Annotated in this window: 16 protein-coding genes; 13 read left to right on the forward strand and 3 right to left on the reverse strand. The window is 64.5% G+C overall.

Annotated elements, in window-relative coordinates; genetic code table 11:
- Positions 1 to 4: 4 nt before the first annotated feature.
- From argB to CXR00_RS15720, 8 genes are all read left to right on the forward strand, one after another.
- Entirely contained in the window at positions 5 to 928 is a 924-nt protein-coding gene (argB, locus tag CXR00_RS15685; protein WP_104055440.1) for an acetylglutamate kinase, read from the forward strand.
- Positions 925 to 2,322, forward strand: a complete 1,398-nt coding sequence (locus CXR00_RS15690; protein WP_104055441.1) for an acetylornithine transaminase — start codon at positions 925 to 927, stop codon at positions 2,320 to 2,322. Before argB ends, CXR00_RS15690 begins: the two co-directional genes overlap by 4 nt.
- Positions 2,319 to 3,302 carry an ornithine carbamoyltransferase gene (gene argF, locus CXR00_RS15695; protein ID WP_104055442.1) on the forward strand — a complete coding sequence of 328 codons (984 nt, stop codon included), beginning with the start codon at positions 2,319 to 2,321 and terminating at the stop codon, positions 3,300 to 3,302. Before CXR00_RS15690 ends, argF begins: the two co-directional genes overlap by 4 nt.
- Positions 3,299 to 3,835 carry an arginine repressor gene (locus CXR00_RS15700; RefSeq protein ID WP_104055443.1) on the forward strand — a complete coding sequence of 179 codons (537 nt, stop codon included), beginning with the start codon at positions 3,299 to 3,301 and terminating at the stop codon, positions 3,833 to 3,835. The genes argF and CXR00_RS15700 overlap by 4 nt, the downstream gene beginning before the upstream one ends.
- A 97-nt stretch (positions 3,836 to 3,932) precedes the next feature.
- On the forward strand, positions 3,933 to 5,141 hold the full coding sequence (locus CXR00_RS15705; protein ID WP_104055444.1) for an argininosuccinate synthase: 1,209 nt from the start codon (positions 3,933 to 3,935) through the stop codon (positions 5,139 to 5,141).
- 3 nt (positions 5,142 to 5,144) lie between these two features.
- Positions 5,145 to 6,602 carry an argininosuccinate lyase gene (gene argH, locus CXR00_RS15710; RefSeq protein ID WP_104055445.1) on the forward strand — a complete coding sequence of 486 codons (1,458 nt, stop codon included), beginning with the start codon at positions 5,145 to 5,147 and terminating at the stop codon, positions 6,600 to 6,602.
- 149 nt (positions 6,603 to 6,751) lie between these two features.
- Positions 6,752 to 7,270 (forward strand): pyridoxal 5'-phosphate synthase, encoded by a 519-nt coding sequence (locus tag CXR00_RS15715; protein WP_104055446.1) that lies wholly within the window; start codon positions 6,752 to 6,754, stop codon positions 7,268 to 7,270.
- Between the two features lie 130 nt (positions 7,271 to 7,400).
- Positions 7,401 to 8,207: a maleylpyruvate isomerase family mycothiol-dependent enzyme gene (locus tag CXR00_RS15720; protein WP_104055447.1), complete on the forward strand. Its 807-nt coding sequence runs from the start codon at positions 7,401 to 7,403 to the stop codon at positions 8,205 to 8,207.
- A gap of 114 nt (positions 8,208 to 8,321) precedes the next feature.
- Here the strand turns inward: CXR00_RS15720 and CXR00_RS15725 are convergent, their stop codons facing one another.
- A complete protein-coding gene (locus tag CXR00_RS15725; RefSeq protein WP_181032588.1) occupies positions 8,322 to 9,764 on the reverse strand; it encodes an HNH endonuclease signature motif containing protein in 1,443 nt (480 codons plus the stop codon).
- A 534-nt stretch (positions 9,765 to 10,298) separates the two neighbouring features.
- Here CXR00_RS15725 and CXR00_RS15730 point away from each other — a divergent pair.
- Both CXR00_RS15730 and CXR00_RS15735 read left to right on the forward strand, forming a co-directional pair.
- Entirely contained in the window at positions 10,299 to 11,147 is an 849-nt protein-coding gene (locus CXR00_RS15730; protein ID WP_104055449.1) for an SRPBCC domain-containing protein, read from the forward strand.
- 54 nt (positions 11,148 to 11,201) lie between these two features.
- The gene (locus CXR00_RS15735) at positions 11,202 to 11,843 is read left to right on the forward strand and encodes a DNA-3-methyladenine glycosylase (RefSeq protein ID WP_104055450.1); all 642 of its coding nucleotides are present in this window, start codon (positions 11,202 to 11,204) and stop codon (positions 11,841 to 11,843) included.
- Between the two features lie 72 nt (positions 11,844 to 11,915).
- On the opposite strand, the gene CXR00_RS15740 is transcribed toward CXR00_RS15735, so the two are convergent.
- Complete coding sequence (locus CXR00_RS15740) at positions 11,916 to 12,911, reverse strand: aldo/keto reductase (RefSeq protein WP_104055451.1); 996 nt, start codon at positions 12,909 to 12,911, stop codon at positions 11,916 to 11,918.
- Between the two features lie 177 nt (positions 12,912 to 13,088).
- Here CXR00_RS15740 and CXR00_RS15745 point away from each other — a divergent pair, with 177 nt between their 5' ends.
- From CXR00_RS15745 to tyrS, 3 genes are all read left to right on the forward strand, one after another.
- Positions 13,089 to 13,646 carry an adenine phosphoribosyltransferase gene (locus CXR00_RS15745; RefSeq protein ID WP_237688683.1) on the forward strand — a complete coding sequence of 186 codons (558 nt, stop codon included), beginning with the start codon at positions 13,089 to 13,091 and terminating at the stop codon, positions 13,644 to 13,646.
- Between the two features lie 167 nt (positions 13,647 to 13,813).
- A complete protein-coding gene (locus CXR00_RS15750) occupies positions 13,814 to 16,081 on the forward strand; it encodes a UvrD-helicase domain-containing protein (RefSeq protein ID WP_104055452.1) in 2,268 nt (755 codons plus the stop codon).
- Between the two features lie 13 nt (positions 16,082 to 16,094).
- On the forward strand, positions 16,095 to 17,414 hold the full coding sequence (gene tyrS, locus CXR00_RS15755) for a tyrosine--tRNA ligase (RefSeq protein ID WP_258060133.1): 1,320 nt from the start codon (positions 16,095 to 16,097) through the stop codon (positions 17,412 to 17,414).
- Positions 17,415 to 17,716: 302 nt separating this feature from the next.
- Here tyrS and CXR00_RS18425 read toward each other — a convergent pair.
- The coding region (locus tag CXR00_RS18425; protein ID WP_219815561.1) for a hypothetical protein at positions 17,717 to 17,914 on the reverse strand (198 nt) is incomplete at its 5' end.

Below are 17,914 nucleotides of genomic sequence, written 5' to 3' on the forward strand. Positions count from 1 at the left end.
TGACATGAGCACAACTGCAGAAGTTCGGGAACAACTGGCCGCCCAGGACAAGGCCGCCACCCTCATCGAAGCGCTGCCGTGGATCCAGCGGTTTGCCGGCAGCATCATGGTGATCAAATACGGCGGCAACGCCATGGTCAACGATGACCTGCGCCGTGCCTTCGCCGAGGACATCGTTTTTCTGCACCACGTCGGAGTGCGTCCGGTGGTGGTGCACGGCGGCGGCCCGCAGATCAATTCCCTGCTGGAACGCCTGGGCATCAAGTCCGAATTCAAGGGCGGACTGCGTGTGACCACCCCCGAAGCCATGGACGCCGTCCGCATGGTGCTCACCGGCCAGGTGGGCCGCGAGCTGGTAGGCATGATCAACGCGCACGGCCCGTACGCCGTCGGACTCTCCGGCGAAGACGCCGGGCTGTTGCAGGCAACACGCATCGGAACCGTAATCGACGGCCAGGAAGTGGACCTTGGCCAGGTCGGCGAGGTGACCGGAGTCAATCCCGGCGCCATTGTCGACCTGCTCGAAGCCGGACGCATTCCGGTTATTTCCACGGTGGCTCCCGAGGTCGACGCCGACGGCGGGCTCACCAGTGCGGTATTGAACGTGAACGCGGATACTGCTGCCGCCGCCCTGGCCGTGGCGCTTGGTGCTTCACGCCTGGTGGTGCTGACCGATGTTGAGGGACTGTACTCGAATTGGCCGGACAAGACCTCCCTGATTTCCGCGCTGACCGCGGGGGAGCTGCGCGACATGCTGCCCTCCCTGGAAGCCGGCATGATTCCGAAGATGCAGGCCTGCCTCACGGCGGTTGACGGCGGGGTGGACCGGGCAGCCGTGGTGGACGGCCGGATGGCCCATTCCATGCTGCTGGAGGTTTTCACCACCGCCGGCATTGGCACCCAGGTTGTTCCGGAGGAGCAGGCATGAGCGACGTTTCCCAGATCCAGACAGAGATCCAGACGAACCCCAGCTCCGCGGAAACCGTCCTCGACGGCCTCACGGGGTCATCGCAGGACTGGCTGCAGCGTTACGGCTCCTCGCTGATGGGCGTCTTCGGCACCCCGCAGCGGGTTCTCGTCCGCGGCAGCGGGTGCACCGTCTGGGACGCCGACGGCAAGCCCTATCTGGACCTGCTCGGCGGCATTGCCGTCAACGCACTCGGCCATGCCCATCCGTTCCTGACCTCGGTGATCAGCAGCCAGCTCGCCACGCTGGGCCATGTCTCCAACTTCTTCACCAGCCCGACACAGGTGGCTCTGGCGGAAAAGCTGCTCCAGCTTTCCGGGGCCCCCGTTGGTTCCAAGGTCTTCTTCGCAAACTCCGGCACCGAAGCCAACGAGGCGGCGTTCAAGCTGGCCCGGCGCAATACCGGAACGGCGGCCGACGGCAACCCGCAGCGCACCCGCATCATCGCGCTGGAGGGCGCATTCCACGGCCGGACCCTCGGGGCGCTGGCCCTGACGGCCAAGAAGGCTTACCGGGCGCCGTTCGAACCGCTGCCCGGGGGAGTGGAGCACATTGCCTTCGGCGACGTCGAGGCCCTGCGCACTGCAGTGGATGACACCGTGGCCGCCGTCTTCGTCGAGCCCATCCAGGGCGAAGCCGGTGTGGTTCCGCTGCCCGCCGGATACCTGCAGGCAGCCCGCGACATCACTTCAGCTGCAGGCGCCCTGCTGATCGTGGACGAAGTCCAGACCGGCATCGGCCGCACCGGAGCGTGGTTTGCCTCCGAAGGGGTTCTGCCGGACGCCATGACCCTGGCCAAGGGTCTGGGCGGCGGTTTCCCCGTCGGCGCACTGATCACCTTCGGCGAAAGCGTGTCCTCGCTGCTGACCGCCGGCCAGCACGGCACCACCTTTGGCGGCAACCCCGTGGCCACCGCCGCCTCGCTGGCTACGCTGCACGTGATTGAATCCACCGGGCTGCTGGAGCAGGTGCAAAAGACCGGCGAGCACCTGCGGACGGCGGTGGCAACCGTTCCCGGCGTCACCGAAGTCCGGGGGGCGGGCCTGCTCATCGGCTTCGACCTGGCCGACGAGATTGCACCGGCCGCCGTGACAGCTGCCCTGGAGGCCGGATTCATCATTAACGCCACCGGGCCGCGAACCCTGCGTCTGGCGCCGCCGCTGATCCTGACCGCGGCACAGGCCGACTCCTTTGTTGATGCACTGCCGGGAATCCTGGCCGCCGCCCGTGCCGCCCAGGACACTTCAGCCGCCATCACCGGACCAGCATCTGCCACCGGACAAGCTGCAACTAACGGACAGGCTGCAACTAACGGGCAAGCCTCTGCCCCCGCAACAACCGAAGGAAAATCATGACCCGCCATTTCCTGGTCGACACCGACCTCACCCAGGCCGAGCAGACCGAGGTGCTGGACCTGGCTGACCTGTTGAAGAAGGACCGCTATAAATACCAGCCCTATGCCGGCGAATCCACCGGCCGGCAAACGGTCGCCGTGATCTTCGACAAGACCTCCACCCGAACCCGGGTTTCCTTTGCTGCGGGCATTTCCGACCTGGGCGGTGTTCCGCTCATCATCGGTGCCGGGGAGTCCCAGCTCGGGCACAAGGAAAGCGTCACGGACACCACCAAGGTGCTGGAACGCATGGTGTCCACCATTGTCTGGCGCACCTACGCGCAGTCCGGGCTCGAAGAAATGGCTGCGGCTTCGCGGGTTCCGGTAATCAACGCGCTCTCGGATGACTACCACCCGTGCCAGCTGCTGGCTGACCTCATGACCATCCGTGAGCACAAGGGCACCCTCGCCGGCCTCACCCTGACTTACCTGGGGGACTGCGCCAACAACATGGCCAACTCCTACCTGCTGGCATGCGTCACTGCGGGAATGCACGTCCGGGTCGCCGGTCCGATCGGCTACCTGCCGGATCCGCTGATTGTCGACGCCGCTGCCGCACGTGCCGAAGAAACCGGCGGATCGGTGATGATCACCACCGATCCCGCCGAAGCACTGGACGGAGCCGACGTCGTCGCCACCGACACCTGGGTCTCCATGGGCCAGGAGGACGAAAAGGCGGCCCGTTCCGAGCTGTTCCGCAGCTTCGCCGTGGACGCCGCAGCGATGGCGCAGGCAGCGGACGACGCCGTCGTCCTGCACTGCCTGCCCGCCTACCGCGGCTACGAAATCTCTGCCGACGTCATCGATGGCCCGCAGTCGCTGGTCTGGGATGAAGCAGAGAACCGCCTGCACGCGCAGAAAGCGCTCATGGTGTGGCTGATGGCGCGCTCGGGCCTGACCGGAGTTCCGGAGGGACAGGCAGTTTCCGGGGGTGCAGCATGAGCATGCCGGCAACCAAGACTGCACGCCAGGCCCGCATCCGCACGCTGCTGACCAGCCGGTCGGTCCGGTCCCAGGCGGAGCTCGCTGCGCTGCTCGCGGACGACGGCGTCCAGGTCACCCAGGCCACGCTGTCCCGGGACCTGGTGGAGCTGGGCGCGGTGCGGATGCGCGGCAACGAGGGGGTGCTGGTATACGCGGTGCCTTCCGAGGGAGGACAGCGGGCGCCGCAGTCGGGGGTTTCAGCGGAAGTCCTGGATGCCCGCCTGGCCCGATTGTGCGGGGAACTGCTGGTCACGGCGGAGGCCTCGGGCAACATTGTGGTGCTGCGGACTCCTCCGGGCGCCGCGAACTTCCTGGCCCTGGCCATCGACCATTCAGTGTTGCCGTCTATTCTGGGCACCATTGCCGGTGACGATACGGTGGTAATGGTCACCCGCGAGCCCGACGGCGGCGCCGACGTGGCGGCGCGCTTCCTGCGAATCGCGGACGAGGCCACCGCCAACGGGCAGGCCCCGGACAGCCGCATCCTGTGACGCCGATTTCGGCAGGCACCGGACCCAACAACTTTCATCTACTTTCATCGACAGGCAGCCGTCTACGGCTGCGCACAACGCAAGAGGAGCATATTTCGTGAGCGAACGCATTGTATTGGCCTACTCCGGTGGCCTGGATACTTCGGTGGCTATCGGCTGGATCGCCGAAGCAACCGGTGCTGAGGTTATCGCCGTGGCCGTGGACGTCGGACAGGGCGGCGAATCCCTGGAAACCATCCGCCAGCGCGCCCTGGCCTGCGGCGCCGTCGAAGCCTACGTTGCAGATGCCCGGGACGAATTCGCTTCCGAGTACTGCATGCCGGCGCTGAAGGCCAACGGCCTGTACATGGATTCCTACCCGCTGGTTTCTGCCCTGTCGCGTCCGGTCATCGTGAAGCACCTTGTCGCTGCTGCCCGTGAGTTCGGCGCCACCACCGTTTCCCACGGCTGCACCGGCAAGGGCAACGACCAGGTCCGCTTTGAAGTCGGCATCCAGACCCTGGGCCCGGACCTGAAGTGCATCGCCCCGGTCCGCGACCTTGCCCTGACCCGTGACAAGGCCATCGCCTTTGCCGAGGAAAAGAACCTGCCGATCGTCACCACCAAGAAGAACCCGTTCTCCATCGACGCCAACGTGTGGGGACGCGCCGTGGAGACCGGCTTCCTGGAAGACATCTGGAACGGTCCCACCCCGGACGTGTACGAGTACACCTCCGATCCCGCTGCCGGCCTTGCCGCCGACGAAGTGGTCATCACCTTCAAGGAAGGCGTTCCGGTGGCGATCGACGGCAAGCCCGTCACGCCGCTGCAGGCCATCGAAGAAATGAACCGCCGTGCCGGCGCCCAGGGCATCGGCCGCATCGACATTGTCGAAGACCGCCTTGTCGGTATTAAGAGCCGCGAAATCTATGAAGCTCCGGGTGCCATGGCGCTGATGACCGCACACCGTGAACTGGAAAACGTCACGGTGGAGCGCGAGCAGGCCCGGTTCAAGAAGACCGTTGGCCAGCGCTGGACCGAGCTGGTCTACGACGGCCAGTGGTTCTCTCCGCTGAAGAAGTCCCTGGACGCCTTCATCGAGGACACCCAGAAGTACGTCTCCGGCGACATCCGCATGAACATGCAGGGCGGCCGTGCAGTGGTGACCGGACGCCGTTCCGACTCCTCGCTGTATGACTTCAACCTGGCCACCTACGACACCGGTGACAGCTTTGACCAGTCCATGGCCCGCGGCTTCATTGAGCTGTTCGGCATGTCCTCCAAGGTGGCCTCCGGCCGCGACCAGCGTTTGGCAGAAGGTAAGTAGGAAATGAATCACGGCAAGCCGCCGGTTGAACCGGCCGGAACCCCAGCTGCGGGTTCCACCGTCCAGGGCGCTTTGTGGGGCGGCCGCTTTGCAGGCGGTCCCGCTGACGCCCTCGCGGCGCTGAGCAAGTCCACCCACTTCGACTGGCGGCTTGCCGGCTACGACATTGCCGGCTCCCGTGCGCACGCCCGCGTGCTGCACACAGCCGGCCTGCTCGACGACGAGGAGCTGGCGGGCATGCTCGCCGCCCTGGACGCGCTCGACGCCGATGTCCGCTCGGGTGCCTATGTCCCCGCCGATTCGGATGAGGACGTGCACGGTTCCCTGGAGCGCGGACTCATTGAGCGCGCCGGTCCTGCGTTGGGCGGCAAGCTCCGCGCCGGCCGGTCCCGCAATGACCAGATCGCCACGCTGGGACGGATGTACCTGCGCGATCATGCCCGGATCATCGCCACCGGTGTCCTGGCAACGGTTGATGCCCTCATGGAACAGGCCGAAAAACACCTTGGGGTGGCCATGCCCGGACGCACCCATCTGCAGCACGCCCAGCCCGTGCTGCTGAGCCACCACCTGCTGGCGCATGCCTGGGCTTTGCTGCGCGATGTGCAGCGTTTGATGGACTGGGATAAGCGGGCCGCGGTGTCGCCCTACGGCTCCGGTGCCCTGGCCGGTTCTTCGCTCGGGCTGGATCCCAATGCAGTGGCTGCCGAGCTGGGCTTTGACTCAGCCGTCTGGAACTCCATTGACGGCACCGCCTCGCGTGACGTCTACGCGGAGTTCTCCTGGGTCGCCGCCATGATCGGCGTGGACCTGTCCCGGATCAGCGAGGAAATCATCATTTGGGCCACCAAGGAGTTCTCCTTCGTGACCTTGGACGATGCGTTCTCCACCGGGTCGTCCATCATGCCGCAGAAGAAGAACCCGGATGTGGCCGAGCTGGCCCGCGGCAAGGCCGGCCGCCTGATCGGTGACCTCACCGGCCTGCTGGCCACGCTGAAGGGACTACCACTGGCTTACAACCGTGATCTGCAGGAAGACAAGGAACCGGTCTTTGACGCTGCCGATACCCTGGAAGTCCTGCTTCCGGCGGTTTCCGGCATGATCGCCACGCTCACGTTCAACACCGAGCGCATGCAGGCGCTGGCACCGCAGGGCTTCGCCCTGGCCACGGACATTGCTGAGTGGCTGGTTCGCCAGGGCGTTCCCTTCCGTGAAGCGCACGAGCTCTCCGGTGCTGCTGTACAGCTGGCCGAAAGCCGCGGCGTCGAACTGTGGGACCTGACCGACGAGGACTATGCCGGCATTTCGGAGCATCTGACCCCTGAAGTGCGGACCGTGCTGAGCACTGAAGGTTCGCTGAACAGCCGCAGCGCCCAGGGCGGCACGGCCCAGTCTGCCGTGGAAGCGCAGCTGACTGCGCTGAAGTCCGAGCTGGAGACAGCTCGCAGCTACGCTGCGTGACCCCGTCCGCTGCCTGAATACACGCACCCCTCGGAAGGACCCCGGAGAGCTGATGCCTTTCCGGGGTCCTTCCGGCTTCTCTTGGGCTCCTTTTCATTTGGCTTCGAGGGCCGTGGGCGTGCCACATATCCAGCGGCTACCCTTAGGCCATGAGCGACTCCTTCCGGCTGATGCTGCGTGCCCTGCCCGATTTTCCGGAGGATCTGCCGGGCTTCGACCGCGCTGGCGCGCCTGCCGATCCAGCTGAGCTGTTCCGCTCCTGGCTGGACGACGCACTGGCCGCAGGCGTCCGCCAGCCCCATGCCTTTTCGCTGGCCACGGCCGACGCGGGCGGGAACCTGTCCTCACGGATGCTCATCCTGAAAGATCTCGACGACGACGGCTGGCACTTTGCCACCTCCCGAACCTCGCGGAAGGGCAGGGAGCTTGAGGCGAATCCCCGTGCGGCCATGAACTTCTACTGGTCCGAGCTGGGACGGCAAATCCGGGTGGCCGGCGCCGTTGTCCAGCTGTCCGATACCGTCTCGGCACGGGACTGGGAGGAACGGCCGGGAGCGGATGGTTCTGAGAACCCGCAGTGGCAGGTGTATGCGCTGCAACCGTCCGAGATCGAATTTTGGCAGGCAGACCCGGGCCGGCACCACATCCGCCACCGCTACCAGCTCTGATTTTTGACTTTAGGTTCCAGCTGTCCCATCGGCCACCGGCGGCACGCATCCACAGGGCCTGCGCCGGAACGCATCCACTGGGCCAGCGCCGCTGCGTGGCGAAATGCTCCGGCTCCCATAAGGTGGGTCAATGACTGGTTTTTCTAATGCTCCGGGTTCGTCTGTTCCCAAGTCCCCGGACCGTCCCGCCTCCTCCCAGCTGCTGTCCAATGTGGGGACTGCTGCAGCGGATTTTCGGAGCCGCGTCGCCTCGCTGACAGACGCCGATGTCCGTGCTCCCTCCCGGCTCCCGGGCTGGTCCCGCGGACATGTTCTGGCGCACGTGGCCGGTGTTGCTGATGCCATGGCACGCCAGCTGGACTATGCGGCCCGGGGCGAAACCATTGAGTTGTACGACGGCGGTTCTGACGGCCGCAACCGTGCCATCGAAGAGGGTTCCGTTCGTTCGGCAGACCGGCTTCGCGCAGAGCTCGACGCAGCATTGGACCGTGCCCTGTCGGCCTTCGGCGACCTCAGTGACGAGGACTGGCACGCACCCATTTCCTACCGTGACGGAGTCGTGCGGGACGGGGGACTGGCCCTGTGGCGGGAACTCGTGATCCATGCAACCGACTTGGGCACCGGCAGCGAAGCCGACAGCTGGTCACCGCAATTCTGCGAGCACCTGTTTGATTTCCTCTCCGCCCGCGTTCCTGCTGGAGTACGCCTGAGGCTGCAGCCCTTCGGCATGGCCCCGCGTGTGCTTACCGGAAATACCGGTACTCAAACCTTCGCCACGACCGGCAGCACCGTGTCAGTAAATGGTATGGCTACTGACATTGCCGCCTGGCTCGCCGGAAGAACCCCTAACCTGGGCAGCCTGCGGGCCGAGGCGGCCGCGGACGGTATCGACCTTCCCAAACTGCTGCCCTGGCCATCAGGCATTCCCGCCAAATAGTCCCGGCCAGCAGCCGGTGACCAGCAGCCGGTAGCCAGTAGCCAGCACAGGCGTGCGACAGATGAGATCCAGCCTCCGGCATCAGCCGCGAGACGTTTTACCAAGCCAGTGGGGTTAGAAGGGCGGTGGTGACTCCTCAACTTCTGGTTCGAGGTGCGAGTCAGCTGTCCGAGGCGCGCGAAGGTGTCCAAGCGTGAGTTCCGGCTGAGTCCGGTAACGACGTCCGAGAGGCGAGATCCACTCCAAGACCCCCGGCGAAACCTGCCGGGCCTTCCAATGGCCCAGGGTCTTGAGTCGGTGATGTTTCTTGCAAAGGTTCGCCAAGTTCCAGTGTTCGGTCGGGCCGCCGTGTGCCCACGGTATGGTGTGGTCTATTTCGGTCCGGGCAGCGCCCGTACTGCAGCCCGGGAAGCGGCAGGTTTGGTCCCTCGCCTGCAGCCACCTCCGCAGTCCGGACGGCACCTTTCGACGCCGCCCAACTCCCAGAATCTGGCCCGTCTGGGGATCTTGGGCCAATCCGGTCCACCGGCATGCTGTGCGGGCGAGCCGCCGCGCTTCCTGCGCGCTGATCGATCCGTAGCCGGCAAGTTCGGCAGGGGCGTCGTCGACGCCAAACAGCGTTTCAGCGTTTATCAGGACCATGATCTCCGGGACCGTACCGGAAGGCAGGGGCGGAACATCGAACGGGTTGCCGGCTCCGACGCAGGGGACCTCCGTTGCGCCGGGTTCGTTGCCGAGTTCCCGGGTGTATGCGTTGTTCAGAGCCACAATGTTCAGAGCCACAGTGTCCAGAGCCTCAATGTCCACAGCCTCATCGTCATCCGGAACGTCACTGTCCGGAGTCCGGGTGCCATGTGGCTTTCCAACCCAAGGTTCGGAAGTGTGCAGGAGCAGGGACGCAAGGATGTCGGTGCGCAGCTGGTCCAGGCACCGCGGATCACCCAGTAACTGTTCGCCGCGTGCCGCTCCGGTCAGCGCGCCAAAGATGCTCTGCCCCTTGTCGGCAGGAAGATATGCGGTGAGATGTCCCATACCATCGGGCTGCGGCTGGAACCAGACCCTCCGCTGCTCGAACGCGGTTTGATGACGGACCGGGATGGTTTCCGGGTAGCTCCTTTCCCGCAGGCGGCGTGCCTTTCGAACCAACTGGGCATTGGTCAGGCCCGGAGCCATCTTCAGAAGTTCCTGTTCCATGGCGTGGGCGGCACCGGCAGGAAAAACCTGTCCGGCCGTGGCACCGGGTGAACGGGAAATTCCGGCCGGCACTTCCTCCGCAATAAGCGAGCGCGTCTGATCCAGGATGGTGCGGGCCTGAGCGGGATTGATCTCCGCCTTTTCCAGCAAGGCCAAGGTCTCCGGGCAACGTTCGCACAACTCGACGGACTCATCAACCAGGGCCCTTGCCGTTCCTTCCGGGATCCCGAGCAGGGTGGCGATCTCAGTGGCCGCAAGAGTAAAGGCAAGGGCCGGATCCACCTTTCGCGCAACGGCGGGCCGCCCGCAAGCTGAATCCTCGGCGGCACGCTTCCTGTTGAACTGCTCAAGATCCTCAACCATCAGCTGATGCTGCCGATGTATGAGTCGAGCCCGCGCTGATGCTGTCCAGCCGTCCAAAACCCTCAGCCGTTGCAAGGCGGCGCCCGTCAATTCCTGGTTCAGGGAATCGGCGGAGCCCAATACCAAGGAACCGGTGAGTCCCTTCGGCGGGCCCCACTCCGGATTCGGCGCGGAAGTACTGGCGCATGCCTGCCCCGCAGAGAACTGCGCCGCAGAGAACACCGACTCCTCGTCCGCGACCTTCCAAAACTCCAACACCTCCGCGGACCAATCGGCATCCGGAAGCCATAGGGGATCGGGAGGAGGATCTATCCGGGAGCCGCACACCGTCGTCGTCTTCATGGCATAAGCCTGTCAGCCGCCACCGACCTTTTCGCCCGCTGAGGACCGCCGGCAAATCAGGTAATTTCTGCACGAAAGCCAGTACCCGTATCCGGTGGCTGAAGTGCGCGCAGAACCTTACGGATCCGCCCGGCCAAGGGCTACGCTGAACAAAACCCCATTCCGGCCGTACCCGGACAGGAGGACCCTGCCATGCCTGGACAGATCACTTCCGCCCCCGTTCCAGAAGGCCGAATCGAGAGGCTTTCCGACGGATACGCGGTGGCCTTCGACCGTCAGTTCGATTACCCCACGGCCCATATCTGGGACATTCTGACGAATCCGGAGAAGATTTCGCGCTGGCTCGGCCAGTTGAGCCCCGAGTGGCAATTAGGCAAGGAATACACGCTGGAGATGGACGGCGGATCCAGCTTCGGAACCGTGCTCCAGCTGGAACCGCGCTCGAGCCTTCAGATCACATGGGAGGACCAGCTGGGATCGGAGTCCGTGCTGGAATGGCAGGTCCTGGCAAGCAGCGGGGGAGCACTGCTGCTGTTCCGTTCCCGGACCGACACCCCGGATTTCCTCGCCGAGGGCAGTGCCGGGTGGCAAGGTATTTTGGCCGCTTTCGCTTCCGTTGCGGCAGGAGAGGAACCCGCCCGGGACAGCATGGAAACGTGGCTGGCTCTTCGGGATGCGTATGCGGAAGATTTCGACGTCTCGCCCACCATGGGGCTGGTCACCGGCTCGGGATCCGACGCTGAACTGGTCTTTGACCGTTGGTACCGGGCCCCGGCGGAGGATGTGGAGGCCGCCGTTGATGCCGCCGGCCGCAGGCTCAGAGTTGGCGGGGAAGCGGAGCTGGAGATGACCAACGACGGCGAGGAAACCAGGGTCACCGTCCGCCAGCCCGTGACCGGAAGCCAGGACCAGACCGCTGCTTTGCTGGCTGGGTGGCACATGGCTTTAGACTCCGCACGCGACCAGCTCGACGGCGGCATGCCGCATCCGAATTCGCACCGCTTGGCAGCGTTGGAGCGGTTCTACCGGCCCATGGTTTAGTTTCGGAAGCTGCACGATTCCACGGGACGGCTCCGCAATTGTTACGGTCGAAGGATGGAAGACAAAAGCGAGAGGTCACGGCTTGCGGTGCCCGCAACGGAGGCCGCACGCCATCTGCTGGGATCAGTATTGACGCACGACGACGGCGGGGAACCGGTGAGTGTTCGCGTCACCGAAGTAGAGGCCTACATGGGGGACGTTGATCCCGGCTCCCACGCGTTCCGTGGCCGCACCGCCCGGAACAACACCATGTTCGGCCCGGCCGGCCATCTCTACGTCTACTTCACTTATGGAATGCACTACTGCGCCAACGTGGTGTGCGGCGAGGACGGCCATGCCACCGGGCTGCTGCTCCGGGCGGGCGAAATTGTCAGCGGAATTGAAACCGCCAGGATGCGCCGCAACAACCCGCGGACCGATCTGGATCTGGCCCGCGGCCCCGCTAGGCTGGCCCAGGCATTGGGGATCGACCGTGCTCTCGACGGCGCCGATGTCTTTGCCGCCCCGCTGCGTCTGGAACTGCCGACCGAGCCCGTCCCGGCGGAAAAAGTGTCCGTCGGACCTCGGGTAGGTGTCAGCGGAGCCGGAGGTACGGACGAGTATCCCTGGCGGTACTGGCTGACCGGGGATCCAACAGTTTCCAAATACCGGCCGGCCCAGGCCAAGCGCCGGCCAGCCGGTGCAACGGCCCGTTAGCCGGAAATACCGGTTAACACACAGGCGACGTCGGGGATGATAATCCCCGACGCCGCCTGCCGGCAGGACCTTCTATTCGCCGCCAGGCAGCGGCGCCTGTGCGGAGATCAGCTCATTTTCCAGCAGCTCGTCCCAGAAGGCGCCGGGAATCTGTGCCTTCATGGCCGCGATATCCTCAGCGACGCGCTCGGGCCGGCTGGAACCGGGGATGACCGCAGCCACAGCGGGGTGGGCGGTGGAGAATTGCAGCGCAGCTGCCTTCAGGCTCACGTCGTGCCGCTGGGCGATTGCCGTCAGCCGCGCGATCCTCTCCTTGACTGCCGGAGGAATCTCCGCGTAATCGAAGTAGTCCCCGCCCAGCAGGGCACCGGAGTTGAACGGACCGCCGACGACGATTCCCACACCCTTTTCCTGTGCAGCGGGCATCATGCGCTGCAGGGCACGCTCGTGCTGCAGCAGGGTGTACTGGGTGGCGGAGAGGCTCATGGTCGGAGCCGCCACATCCATGTCCATGGCCAGCTCGATGGGCTCGGTCGTATTGACCCCGAGGCCCCAGCCCTGGATCACGCCCTCATCCTGCAGCCGGGCCAGAACGCGGAACGCACCGGTCCGGGCCTCATTGAACTTGGCCACCCATTCGTCGCCCAGGAAGTCCCGGGACGTGTCATGGATGAAGACAAAGTCCAAGCGGTCGGTCTTTAGCCTCGTGAGGCTTTCCTCGATGGACCGCAGCGTGGCATCAGCCGTGTAGTCCGTGGCGATTTTGTTGGAGCGCCCGTGTGTGAACAGGCCTGAGCCTTTCTCTTCCTCTTCGTCCAGGATGAGCCGTCCTACCTTGGTGCTGAGCGCATACTCATCACGGTTCTTTCCGGACAGGACCTCGCCCAGCCGGGATTCTGCCAGCCCGGCGCCGTAGAACGGAGCGGTGTCGAAGTAACGGATGCCTTCGTTCCAGGCGGCCTCAACGGTGGCCAGTGCCTCGTCCTGGGGAATGTCACGGAACATGTTTCCCAGCGGAGCCGTCCCGAATCCGATCTTGTTCTTCAGCACTTCGTGCAGGTTAACCATGTGTTTCAATCCTTGCTGTTGATTCCGGGTCCTCTCCGAAGGACCCGCTCAAACGTGGCAACTGCCTCCCCGTAGGCTTTATTCCGCCACCCTTCGGCGCCGCGGGCCGTCGAGAGAAGGGCCACAGCTGCCCCCGTCAGCCACGAGGTCCCGCTGTTGAGCGGGTAAGGTGGACGCGTGAAAGAAACGCCCGCGGACGCCGCACAGAACATTGAGCCCATTGCCGAAACCATTGAACGACTGGGCGCAATTGTGCCGGATTACCCCAAGCCGGGAGTCGTCTTCCGCGACCTGACGCCAGTTTTTGCCGACGGTCCCGCGTTCCGCGGCGTTGTTGATGCTCTGCTGGCCGAGTATGAGGGGCGCTTCGACTACGTGGCCGGGGTTGAAGCCCGCGGCTTCCTCCTCGCCGCAGCCGCAGCCTATGCAGCCGACAAGGGCGTCATCACCATCCGCAAGCCCGGCAAGCTGCCGCGCCGTGTGTTTTCTGAGAGCTTCTCCATGGAATACAGCGAGAACACGCTGGAAGTTCATCAGGATGACATTCCGGCCGGCTCCCGTGTCCTCATCCTGGACGATGTGCTCGCTACCGGCGGGACCCTCGGTGCAACGGCCCGGCTCATCGAGAAGGCCGGCGCCGTAGTGGCAGGATTCGGCGTCGTCCTGGAACTGAAGGATCTCGGCGGACGCGCCGCGCTGGCAGGTTACCCGGTGCACGCCCTGGTCGCTTACTAGCCCCATTTTCCGCTCTTCCGCACGGCGGAGCATCACCGCGGCTCCGGACGGAGGCGCACTTAGACCCATCCGGCAAGGGCCGGCGTCACTTAAATAGCTCAGTGCATGGAAAAAGTCCAAATGCACGCTAAACTTGTGGGTCTGCCTTTGCGAGAGGGAACGCGAACATGCCTGAAACGTCTTCTGCCCACCACGAGCTGGAACACGAGCGACACTACGTCGCCGGTTTGTACCAGCGACTCGATGAACTCCGTGAAGAAAAGCGCGAGCAGCTGGCCCAGGTGCGCCGCAGCCACTCTGCCGGTTCACATCAAAACCGCTCCGAGCGCGATGCCTTCGCCACCATGTACGAGGACCGCCTGGCGCAGCTGAATGCCGTGGATGACCGGCTGGTTTTTGGCCGGCTGGATCTTGACGACGGCGAGGAGCGGTACATCGGCCGGATCGGCCTCTCCACGGCTGACCTGCAACGGCTCATGGTGGACTGGCGGGCGCCGGAAGCCGGCACCTTTTATCAGGCCACCGCTTTTGAACGCCAGGGCGTCCGACGGCGGCGCCACCTGATCCTGAAGGGCCGGAACGTCCAGGCCATCGAAGACGATGTGCTGGACTACAGCATGCTCGAGGAGGAAGAAGCACTCCAGGGCGAAGGCGCCCTGCTGGCAGCCCTGAACTCCAAGCGCACCGGACAGATGTCTGACATTGTCGGCACCATCCAGGCCGAGCAGGACCGCATCATCCGGGCACCCCTCGCCGGCACACTCGTGGTGCAGGGCGGCCCGGGAACCGGAAAAACCGCCGTCGCGCTCCACCGTGCCGCGTACCTGCTGTACACGCACCGTGAACGGCTCAAGTCCGCCGGCGTGCTGCTGGTCGGCCCCTCCAACGCCTTCATCCGGTACATCGAACGTGTCCTCCCGTCGCTGGGTGAGACCGGCGTCGTCATGTCCAGCCTTGGACAACTGATGCCCGGCATCGCCGCTGTCCCGGAAGAGGACGCGAATGTCGCCGAGATCAAGGGCCGCATTTCGATGGCCGACGTGGTCGCCCGTGCCGTCGCGAACCGTCAGCGCCTGCCGCTGGAACCGCGGAAACTCAACGTGGAGGGAACCATCCTCCTGCTGACGCCCAAGATGGTCCAGCGCGCCCGCGACCGGGCACGCGCGACCGGCAAGCCACACAACGAGGCCCGCGTGACCTTCGTGAAGATCCTCCTGCGCGAACTCACCGAGCAGCTGACCGAACAGCTGGAAGAGTCCTCCGGTGCAGGCAACAGCACGGACCGGGCCTACCTGGCCGAGGACGTCCGCAGCTCCCGGGACGTGCGCGTGGCGCTGAACCTGTGCTGGATGCCGATGACGCCTCAGAAGCTGCTGTCTGAACTCTTCAGCAAGCCCGGACACCTTGAAGGTGCGGCCCCCGATCTGAGCGCCGAAGAAATCGCACTGCTGCGCCGCAGCCCGGACGCACCCTGGACGGAAGCGGATGTTCCGCTGCTGGACGAGGCCGCCGAACTGCTGGGCGAACTGGATGCTTCCGCCGGACGCGACCACGCCCTGCGCGAAGAGCAGCGCAAGCGGGACCTCGCCAACGCCGAGCGCGCCATCGAGAACACGGAAGGGTTCCTGGAGGACTCCGGTGCCCACGGCATCCTGTCCGCCGAGGATCTGGCTGACCACAACACCGTGGGAGAAACCCGCTTGACCGCTGCCGACCGCGCCGCCGTCGACCGCACCTGGGCCTTCGGGCACATTGTGGTGGATGAGGCGCAGGAGCTTTCCGCCATGCAGTGGCGCCTGCTGATGCGGCGCTGCCCGCTGAAGTCCTTCACCGTTGTGGGGGACATTGCCCAAACCAGCTCTGCTGCCGGTGCCACTTCCTGGCAGCAGGCGCTGACGCCGTTCGTGGGGGACCGCTGGACCCTCGAAGAGCTCACGGTGAACTACCGCACCCCCGCGCAGATTGCCGAAGCTGCCGTGCGCATGGCCAACGCGGCTGGTCTGGTGGTGTCCGCTCCCAAGGCGGTGCGCGAGGGACGCTGGGCGCCCTTCATCGACCGGGTTCCCGAAGATGGGCTGGTTGACCGCCTGATGGAGACTCTGCCCGAGGACCTGGAAGCGCTCGAGGGCGGACTCCTAGCGATTATCGCCGAGGAGCACCACCTTGAGGCCGTCCGACGCGAAGTCGGGGCCGTTTACGGAAAGCGGCTCGGCACGGGTGCCGGCGGTTTGGAGCAGGACATTGTGGTCACCTCGCCACGGGAGGCGAAGGGACTGGAGTTCGACGGCGTCGTCATCCTGGAGCCCGAAGAGCTGTTGACCGCAGCGGCCGGGAAAGTCGGGGATCTGTATGTGGCGATGACCCGTCCGACGCAGCGCCTGCGTCTTATTGCGGCACGTCCGGTTCCCGCCGGAATTATTGATGACGAAGACTGATATTTTGGAAGACGTGACTACCGAAACCCCAGTGGGCCTGAGCGCCCAAAAGAATGATTCGACGTTCGAGAATGTTTGGCAGGAGCTGAAGTGGCGTGGCCTGGTCCATGTCTCCACGGATGAGGCCGAACTTGAGAAACTGCTCGCCGGGGAATCGATCACCTATTATTGCGGCTTCGATCCGACGGCGCCGAGCCTGCACCTGGGAAACCTGGTGCAGCTGCTGACCATGCGCCGCCTGCAGTTGGCCGGTCACCGGCCGCTCGCCCTCGTGGGCGGCTCCACCGGCCTGGTGGGAGATCCGCGTCCGACGGCGGAACGCACCATGAACACCAAGGAAACCGTCTCGGAATGGGTCGGCTACCTGCAGGGACAGGTGCAGCGCTTCCTCAGCTTTGAGGGGGACAACGCCGCGCAGATGGTCAACAACCTTGACTGGACCGCGCCTATGAGTGCCATCGACTTCCTCCGTGACATCGGCAAGCACTTCCGGGTGGGCACCATGATCAAGAAGGAGATTGTCTCCTCGCGCCTGAATTCTGATGAGGGCATCTCCTACGCGGAGTTCAGCTACCAGGTGCTGCAGGGCATGGACTACCTCCAGCTCTTCCGCGACTACAACTGTGTGCTGGAAACCGGCGGCTCGGACCAGTGGGGCAACCTCACCTCCGGGACCGAACTGGTGCGCAAGGTCGAGGGCAAGAGTGTCCACGCCCTGGGCACTCCGCTGATTACCAACTCTGACGGCACCAAGTTCGGCAAGAGCGAGGGCAACGCCATCTGGTTGGACGGCACCATGACCAGCCCGTACGCGATGTACCAGTTCTGGCTGAACACTTCCGACGCCGACGTCGTTGACCGGCTCAAGGTCTTCACCTTCCTCTCCAAGGCGGAAATTGAGGAGCTGGCCCGCTCTGTGGCGGAGGAACCGCACAAGCGTGCGGCCCAGCGCCGGCTTGCTTACGACGTGACGTCGCTGATTCACGGCGCCGAAGCAACCGAGAAGGTTATTGCCGCTTCTGCCGCATTGTTTGGGCAGGGTGAAATCACCGAGCTGGATGAAGCAACCCTGACCGCGGCCACGGCGGAACTGCCGCGGGTAGTGGTGGACCGCAACAGCTTGGGGATTATCGATCTGCTCGTTGCCTCCGGCCTGTCAGCCAGCAACTCGGCCGCGCGCCGGACGGTTGCCGAAGGCGGAGCGTATGTGAACAACCGCAAGGTCACGGACGCGGATGCCGTTATTGACGGGGATGAGCTGCTGCACGGCAAGTACCTGCTGCTGCGCCGCGGCAAGCGCACCCTGGCAACGGTGGAAGTTAGCGCAGGTTAGGGGAGCTCATCCTGCCGATCAGGTGGAGGCCGGCTTTCGGCTCCGCACGCCTTGGAAATCCAGGGGCGTGAGGAGGCCGGGGGCCGGCCTTTTCCCTTGCGTGCAGGGTGCCTGTCCGGGGTGCAGCAGATCACACGCTGCCGGCTTGCACCCATGCCGGAGGGTGTGTAAAGTTTAGTGAGTTGCCCCGGTGAGTGCCTGGTGGACATGGTCCGCTGGCAAGGCTCCTGGATCCGGCAGCAGCCCAAAAACACAGCAGCGGATTTCATCCGAATGCTTTGTGGCGGGTTCAAACGGTTGTTTCAGCCAATTACCGCGAATACCGCGGAATTGCTAAAACGGTCCGGATGAAATAGAATAAAGAAACACTGCAGCGAAGAGAAAAGAAAAACATTCTTTGTTTTTCCGAGTATTTCGGATGCATCTGTTGTTTGAGAACTCAATAGTGTGCCAAGTTTATTGATACCAATTATTTTAATTGGTTGAACTGGTTGTTTCCG

Source organism: Arthrobacter sp. 9E16 (assembly GCF_002929435.1).
In the GTDB taxonomy this organism is placed as follows: Bacteria; Actinomycetota; Actinomycetes; order Actinomycetales; family Micrococcaceae; genus Arthrobacter_B; species Arthrobacter_B sunyaminii.